At 67.6% G+C, this 7,832-nt stretch carries 7 protein-coding genes; 4 read left to right on the top strand and 3 right to left on the bottom strand.

What is annotated here, in order from left to right:
* From G6022_RS13635 to G6022_RS13645, 3 genes are all read left to right on the top strand, one after another.
* On the top strand, positions 1 to 186 hold a 186-nt coding region (locus G6022_RS13635; protein ID WP_182691774.1), incomplete at its 5' end, for a hypothetical protein.
* Between the two features lie 355 nt (positions 187 to 541).
* Entirely contained in the window at positions 542 to 1,498 is a 957-nt protein-coding gene (locus G6022_RS13640; protein WP_182609850.1) for an AAA family ATPase, read from the top strand.
* Positions 1,495 to 4,257, top strand: a complete 2,763-nt coding sequence (locus tag G6022_RS13645; RefSeq protein ID WP_347237763.1) for a S8 family peptidase — start codon at positions 1,495 to 1,497, stop codon at positions 4,255 to 4,257. Before G6022_RS13640 ends, G6022_RS13645 begins: the two co-directional genes overlap by 4 nt.
* A 591-nt stretch (positions 4,258 to 4,848) precedes the next feature.
* Here the strand turns inward: G6022_RS13645 and G6022_RS13650 are convergent.
* The 3 genes from G6022_RS13650 to G6022_RS13660 all read right to left on the bottom strand — a co-directional run bounded on the left by G6022_RS13650 (position 4,849) and on the right by G6022_RS13660 (position 7,376).
* A complete protein-coding gene (locus tag G6022_RS13650; protein ID WP_347237764.1) occupies positions 4,849 to 5,364 on the bottom strand; it encodes a GNAT family N-acetyltransferase in 516 nt (171 codons plus the stop codon).
* Between the two features lie 97 nt (positions 5,365 to 5,461).
* Positions 5,462 to 6,454 carry an alpha/beta fold hydrolase gene (locus G6022_RS13655; RefSeq protein WP_241731220.1) on the bottom strand — a complete coding sequence of 331 codons (993 nt, stop codon included), beginning with the start codon at positions 6,452 to 6,454 and terminating at the stop codon, positions 5,462 to 5,464.
* 151 nt (positions 6,455 to 6,605) lie between these two features.
* Positions 6,606 to 7,376, bottom strand: a complete 771-nt coding sequence (locus G6022_RS13660; RefSeq protein ID WP_182638408.1) for an SDR family oxidoreductase — start codon at positions 7,374 to 7,376, stop codon at positions 6,606 to 6,608.
* Between the two features lie 248 nt (positions 7,377 to 7,624).
* On the opposite strand from G6022_RS13660, the gene G6022_RS13665 reads away from it, so the two are divergent.
* On the top strand, positions 7,625 to 7,832 hold a 208-nt coding region (locus G6022_RS13665), incomplete at its 3' end, for a sigma-70 family RNA polymerase sigma factor (RefSeq protein ID WP_182691776.1).

Here is a 7,832-nt window from a genome sequence, read left to right on the forward strand (position 1 = left end):
ATCGCCTCCGAGCTCGGGGCGGGCGAGGTCGCCGAGGCGGTGCAGGCCTCGTCCGGTGAGGTCGACGCGGTCCGCCGACTCCGGGTCGCGCACTCGGGTCTCGGGCTCCGGGATTCGGTCGACCTGGTCCGGCGGCATGGCGGCGACGGCCGGAGCGTGGAGGGTCGCAGCAGCGGCAGCGGCTGACCCTCCCCGGGCCATCGAGGCCGACGCGGTCTCAGGGTGTGATCGTGACCGAGGCGGATAGGTTCTTGTCGAGGGGCTCCTCGGAGGCCGCACTGATTGGGGCTCTCACGAACGGATGCGTCGCCACAAGCGAATTTAGGTCGCCGAAGAGCTCCGTCTTGACAAGTGAGAGGCAGGCAGGCTCGCTCGTCTGCACTGGTTCGAGTGGATCGTGGCGGAGTCGCCACCGGACGGCCCGCAAGGCAGGCGAGGGACCTGCGACCGCGCCATGGGAGCGCCCGGCCCGTCTTGCCCGCGTGAGGTGTGAGCGGTCGGTATTATCCGGGGGTCTGATATGTCCATTAGGGAGGCCGACGTGGCGCGAGCCGACTTGCTGCTCGATCTCGTCGAGGCTGAGCGACGCGGGGACAAGGACCGGTTCAAGGTGCTGGTCGAGGCGGTCATTGCCGAGGAACGGGCCAACCAGCACCACCTGCTGGCCGATAGGCTCTCCGAGATCATCACCACCACGGGCCAGGGGCGAGCTCGCGACGACCGCGCCTCCGCGGTACGTGACCTACTCCAAGAGGTCGTCCCGGAACGACGTCTCTCTGATCTCGACCTCGGGCCCGTGCCGAGGCGGGTTATCGGTGAGCTGGTGGAGGAGCAGAGGCGCTCGGAGCTGCTACGCAGCTACGGCATCGAGGCACGCAATCGTCTGCTTCTCTCCGGTCCCCCGGGCAACGGTAAGACCAGCGTCGCTGAGGCGATTGCAGCCGAGTTGATGCTGCCGCTGTATGTGGTGCGCTATGAGGGGGTGGTCTCGAGTTTCCTCGGTGAGACCGCCGCACGACTCGACAGCGCCTTCGAGTTCGCCCGCACCCGCCGCTGCGTGTTGTTCTTCGACGAACTCGACACCGTCGCCAAGGAACGCTCGGACGAGCACGAGACCGGCGAGATCAAGCGAGTGGTCTCCACGCTGCTGCTGCAGGTCGACCGCCTGCCCGCCCACGTCATATTGATCGGAGCCACCAACCACAGCGAACTGCTCGACCGAGCGGCCTGGCGCCGGTTCCAGATTCGCGCCGAGCTCAATGCCCCCAGTCGCGCCGAAGCCACCCGTTACCTCGAACGGCTCGCCGCTCGATTCGGTGGCGACCTTGGGTTCGCCCCGCGCACCCTGGCCGACAAGCTCGCCGGCGCGAGCTACGCAGAGCTGGAAGAGTTCGCCCTCGACGTACGCCGCCGCGCCGTCCTCGAACTTCCCGACTCCGATCACAAACGGATCGTGAGGGAACGCCTCGAACACTGGCGCAACCAGGCGAGCGGGTGAGTCAGCAACCCACCGCCGGTGCCGAAGGATCCAGCCCCTCCCCCGGCTCCGACTCGCGAACCCTGCTGGCACTGACTGCGCCGACTGTGGGCGACCGACACAAGCTGCCCCCCTCGGTCCCACCTGTAGTTCGAGGCCCCGGAGCTACACGCCAGGGCGAGAGGCTGTCCCCGCAATTCCGTGCCCTCGTCGAGGCTTTCGACAGGCGGCGCGTCCATCTAAGTGACGACGACGCCGACGAGCTCGACCCTGAACTGGTACTGGTCTTCGACCTCGCCGGATCGGTCGCCGACTTTCGCAACGCCGTCGACCGGATTGAGGGCCTGGAGTTCCTCTCCGAGTTCCTCGACGAAGACACCGACCCCGACGAGGACTTCGCCAGCTTTTCTCCCACCGAGGGCCAACTCGACGACCAGGTCTCACGCTCGCTGTACCTGGTGATGTCCAACAGCGAGGCTGCCGGCCAGCTGGTCACCCTTTTCGAGGCTTGGCTGGATGACCCAGACATCACGTTTAAGCACGGACTGGGCAAGTTCAAGCACGCCTTCGCCCAACTACGCGCCATCCGCAGGTGGGGCCCGCAGGACCGCGTCCGAGAGACAGGGCTGCTTGAACAGTGGCGTGAGCACCTGGAGCTCGTCGGCCAATCGATCAGTCCAGTACGCGTCGAGGTCGAGTTGTGGTTCCGTCGCGGAGCCCCGGATCGAACCTACGCTGAAGGACACGTCGAAGAAGTACTAACCGCGGCTGGCGGACGGGTCCTGCACCGCGCTCAGATCGCCGAGATCGGTTACCACGCCATACTGGCTGAGCTGCCGGTCCAGCAAGTAGAAGAGGCACTCGAGCGCGGATCTCAAGCCATCGATCTGCTGACCACCGACGAGGTCATGTTCGTCACCCCGTTCGCCCCGATGACAGTCACCCAGCCCGAACTCGATATTCAGGACGACTCAGACGACGCAGGCCCGGACCACACCGACTCCAGCGACGGCAGTGTCGTGTCGGCCAGACCTGCGGATGCGCTGCCTCGCATCGCTCTTCTCGACGGGCTTCCCTTCGCCAACCACGACCGCCTGGCTGGCCGGCTGAGCGTCGACGACCCCGACGGCCTGGGCGTCAACTATCCAGTCTCAGCACGCCATCACGGCACCGCCATGGCCTCGCTAATCATCCACGGCGACCTCGATGCCGGCGGGGATCCACTACACAGGCCCCTGTATGTCCGCCCCATCCTCCAACCCCACCCCCTGAGCTCGGCAGCCGAGCAGGTCCTCGACAACGTCCTGCTGCCCGATCTGCTGCACCGCGCTATTCGCCGCATGATCAAGGGAGAATCTGGCCGTGATGCGACCGCGCCGAGCGTGCGCATCGTCAACCTTTCTATTGGCTCACCGGCCCGCGCCCTGGTTAGGCGAATGAGCCCAACTGGGCGACTACTCGACTGGCTCGCCCTGGAGTACAACCTTCTCTTCATAGTCAGCGCCGGCAACCACACCCTTCCGCTGGCGATTCCCGCTTCGCAGGCCAACCAGCTGACCGCCGCGCGAGTTGCTGCGTTGCGCGCTGCTCGAGCAAACAGCCGAAAGCGTGGGCTCCTGCCTCCAGGCGATGCGATGAACGCGCTCACCGTCGGCGCCACGCATGCCGATGCCAGCTCTAACGTCCCCGCCTCAGGGCCCGACCACACCGGTTTAAGCGCAGCACAGCCCGGCAACCGTCCCGACACGGCCTGGAACCTGAACGAGCCGGGCACGCCTGCGTTCTACGGCGCAGTCGGGCCCGGCGTCGGCCGCTCGATTAAGCCCGACCTGCACCACACCGGTGGAGTGACGCTCTACGAGCGCCCCTTACTCCCCAGTGTGGGGTCCGGGGAAGACGCAGACGAGGTAGTCCTGAATCCCCTGCGCACGTATGCCACCGGACCCGGCACGAGAGTCGCGGTGCCCGGACGTGGCGGGGCAACTTCCGCGACGGCCTTCACTGTCGGCACCAGCAACGCCGCCGCCCTGGTCTCACGCGAAGCCAGCGGCGTCTTCGACGTGCTCGAGGCCGGCGCTGAGGCCGGCGATCCCGCCTTCCCCGACGCGCTCTACCACCCGGTGCTGGTCCGCGCGCTGCTCGTGCACGCAAGCTCGTGGGGTCCTGCTGCGCGTCACTTGCGCGACTCTTTGGCGCTGGATCCTCAACGAGCGCGGCGAGAACTGACCGCCATGCTCGGCTACGGCGTCCTTGATCCTGCGCTGCTGGGACATGCCGCGACAAACCGAGCCGCACTCATCGCGGGCGGCTCCATCGAACGGGAGCAAAGCCACACCTACCGGGTCCCCCTCCCATCCTCACTGCGCGCACGCCCCGAGTGGCACCGCATCACCATTACGCTGGCCTACATGGCCCCCACCGCGGGCAACCTCAGCCGCTACCGAGGCACAAAGGTTTACTTTGAACTCCCCGACCGTGCAATCACCGCCGGTGACCGTGCTGAGGCCACCCATTGGAGCGTTCGCAAGGGCAGCTGCCAGCACGAAATCATCGAGGGCGAGCGCGCCATGGTGTTCGGCGCCAGTGAGACGCTCCCCCTCCAGGTGGAGTGCATGCGTGACGCCCAGACGCTGCGCAAGGGCGAGAGCGTTCGCTACGGCCTGGTCGTCTCGATCCAGACCGCGACAACCACCTCAACCACGATCCACGACGAGGCCCGTGCACAGCTGCGACAGCTGGTGCGTGCGCAGGCTCGCGAGCGTGGCCGGATTCAGAACTGATCTCTCGGTGGACGTTTCAGATACCAACAGAACACCAGTAAGGATCGAACGAGGGGATCTCACCCCCCTCCCAGAAGACGTACCAAGACTCCCGGAGCGACTGGTTCAGGTGTCTCACTTGACGATCCTCTGACGCGACAGCTGACGGGCATGAAGCGGATCTGCGGTTACCGCAGCTCGAGCCATGGGGCTTGCCTCGGGTTCATGTAGCACATGAGTGTCGTCCAGAACCCGAGCGCCTATCAGGGGTCTACGGGACGCTGGCCGCCTCGTCCCCGAGTCCGAGCGAATGTCTGGCCTGCGCAGTGAACGGCCGACTCGAAGCGGGAGTTCCTCGACCGGGAGGTGGTCGAAGCGCGCGATGGAGACGCGCCGAATCTCAAAGCTAGAGTGGTTCGCTCCTACTCCGGGAAACCCGACAGACGTCCGCCAACGACGCGGAAGGCGTTTCCTACAAAGGTCTACGGCGACGAAAGTCAATAGACGTTCGCGATCATCACCCGCCGTGGTGAGTACGCGGCCGGTGAGGTCCGTGGCCGGGACAAGGGCCGGTTCTTCGGCGCGTCCCCGGTCGCAGGAGCCATGACCTTCTCACAGTTCCCTGCGCATGCAGGCGCGCGGCCACTGGTCAAGGCCGCGGGCGATCTCTGCGGCTCTGATCTCCTTGAGGCCGGGGGTCTCCTCTTTCTCGGCGAGGTACCGGAACCCATGACGCTCGTAATATGGCCCGTTCCACGGGACGTCGGTGTAGGTGGTCAGAGTGACCGCGGGAAGGCCGCACTCCCGCGCCCAACCGATCATGTGATTCAGTAGAGCGGTCCCGATCCCACGGTGCATGAAATCGCTGTGCACCGAGACCTGGTCGAGGTGAGCATTGGCGTCGATCACATCCGCCAGCAGGTACGCCACGGGCCGATCGGCCCCGACGGTGCTGACCCACGCCCGCCCGTTCTGCACGAACTGCAGTAGCGAGCTGACCGACGGCGGGTCGTCCTCGGCCACCACGGTCATCCCGATCTCGGCAAAGGGTGAGCCAGCCGACCGCTCGATGTCCTGCACAGGGACCAGATCACTTTCCCTGGCGGGCCGGATACTGTGCGTGGTCACCGAATTTCCTCGCTCTCGTCGACCCGTGCAACGCGGTCTGGGGCACTACATCCCTGGCGCCCTGCCCTGGTGTCGGTGCGGCCCGGCCCCGGATGTCTCAGCAGGCGCCCGCGCCGCCGAGCGCCCGGGCGACCATCGAGTGGGTCCGCGGGTCGAGCGCCATCCCGCCGTGGGAGGTCGGGCCGCCGCCGCAGGCCTGCTCCGGAACCCGCCACCCCACGCCGGGCCCCGGCACGAAGCTCCGCTGCGGTGGCAGGAGATGGTCGCCGCCGGTGGCGATGAGCGTGTAGGCGACCCCGGGCAGGAACGGGGTGCGGTCGAGCCCGTACCACGCGGTGAGCATGGGGCTGCCGGGTGACAGTTCGGCCAGACCCCGCAGGTTGGCGGCCCAGAGCGCCGCGCCTGCGACCCCCGGTGGCAGCTGGTGGGGGATCAGGCCACTGTTGTCGGCGCCCCAGTACCCGCCCACCGAGACCACCCGGCCCACCGCGCCGGGGCGCAACACCTTGGTGGTGTACCCCGCGATCGAGGCGCCCTGCGAGTAGCCCACCAGGTCGACCTGCGCGGCGCCGGTGACCGCGCGCACGTGGTCGATCACCCCGGCGAGCTGCGGACCGGACGCACCGACGATCGAGTCGAGACCTCCCCGGGCCGGGTTGCCCGCGTACGCGCCGAGGGTCGGTGCGATCACACAGAACCCCTGCCTGCGCAGCGGCTCGCCCAGTCGCGGCATGGTGTTGGGGCCGTTGTCGAACGTCCCGTGCACCAGAATCACCGGCCGCGGGTGGGCCGGGGTCGGTCGGCAGGTGATCGGGGTGTCCACCGCGGCTGGCGGGCCGGGGGCGCCGATGGGTCCGTTGATGCCGTTGAGCGCCTCGGTCACGTAGGGCCCGAGCTCGCCCGAGGGATCCAGGTCCCCGACGAGGTCCGTCAGTGCGTCCTCCACCGGCCCGGCGGCGGCCTGTGGGACGAGTGCGGGCGCGGCGGTGGTGGTCGTGACCGCCGCGGCGAGGGGCACGGCCAGCGCGCCGGCGACGAGGGCGCCGGCAAATCGGGAACGCAGGCGGTGTGGGGTGCGGGAACCGAGCATGGTGACTCCCAAAGAGTGTGAGGTCACACAAGTATGCGAGTGCCGAGCGGGATCGGGTACCGCGAGGACCTCACGTTCTCGCGGCGCGGACCGATTACTGCGGACGCCGCCGACCGGGGCGGGTGCCCCACGATCAGCTCGAGGTGAGGCCCTACTGGGCCAGGACCTTGTTGACCAGACGCGACGCGAAATTGGGCGAGAACTTAGAGATGTTCGCGAGCACGGTCGTCTGCTCGCCGACGGAGTAGGACGTGCGATGAAGGCGGCGGTCAAGGGTCGTCGGGTGGACGGACTGCCAGACCTTGTCCGCCACCTGCTCGGGCGTGATCTTGATGCCGAGCGTCCTGGTCGTCTTGGCCTTGGGGTCCGCGAGAGCGGTCTTGGCCCACAGCGGCCAGATCCCCACCACGCGCACGCCGTGCGGTGCCCACTCGAGCTCCAACGCCTCGGTCAGCCCGGCGACGTAGAACTTGGCGGCGCTGTACGTGGCGATCCCGGGTTGACCGTAGATCGCCGACGCGGACGCGATGTTGACCAGGTGCGACCCCGGCGTGGCCTTGAGGTACGGGAACGCGGCTTTGGCGCCGAGCGTCACCCCCAACACATCGATGTCGATCTGGGCCTTGACCGCGTCAGCCGAGATCTCCGACAGGTCGCCGGCGACAAGAACACCCGCGTTGTTGTCCAGGACGTCGAGCGTCCCGCCGGTGTGCGAGGTGAACTCCTCCAGCGCCTTCTCCCACTGCTGCATATCGCGGACGTCGAGCTCTCCGGTGATCCAGTCGGGATGACTCGACTGCACCGCGGCCAGGGCGTCGGTGTCGACGTCATACACCCCGACAGTCCATCCCTCGCGGCCGAATCGCTCCGCCGTTGCCAGGCCGATCCCAGCCGCCCCGCCCGAGATGAAGATCGATACCATTCGCTGTCCTCCACACGCAAGTCCGATGCGGCGCGCCGCCCGGAGATATCCGACACTCGACAGTACCGAGCATTGGACGGGCGAGGGAAAGCTCTACCAGTGCGCGATCACGAACGTCTGCCGCGATCACGCGTGTCGCTCGGGCGCTGTGCCGACCTCACGTTTCCCTCGCGCGGAGCGACTACCTCCCGAGACCGGTGGGAGGGGCGTGTGAACGTGGCGCCGGAGACGAGGGGAGGATCTGATCTATGAGGGCAGCCTTCGACGGTGCGGTGGTCCGGCACGGGCCGACGGTTCTGCGAGTGTGCCGTGCGGTCCTGGGTCCCGGCCCCGACGCCGACGACGCCTGGTCCGAGACTTTCCTCTCCGCGCTGCGGGCCTGGCCGGACCTGCCGGAGGAGACCAATGTGGAGGCGTGGCTGGTCAGGGTCGCCCACCGCCGCGCCGTGGACGTGG

The organism is Dietzia sp. Cai40 (assembly GCF_014145165.1).
Lineage (GTDB): Bacteria > Actinomycetota > Actinomycetes > Mycobacteriales > Mycobacteriaceae > Dietzia > Dietzia natronolimnaea.

Bases quoted from the DNA above. Each gene is read 5' to 3' on its own strand.
- G6022_RS13655 (WP_241731220.1), bottom strand. From the start codon at position 6,454: ATGCTCGGTTCCCGCACCCCACACCGCCTGCGTTCCCGATTTGCCGGC.
- G6022_RS13660 (WP_182638408.1), bottom strand. From the start codon at position 7,376: ATGGTATCGATCTTCATCTCGGGCGGGGCGGCTGGGATCGGCCTGGCA.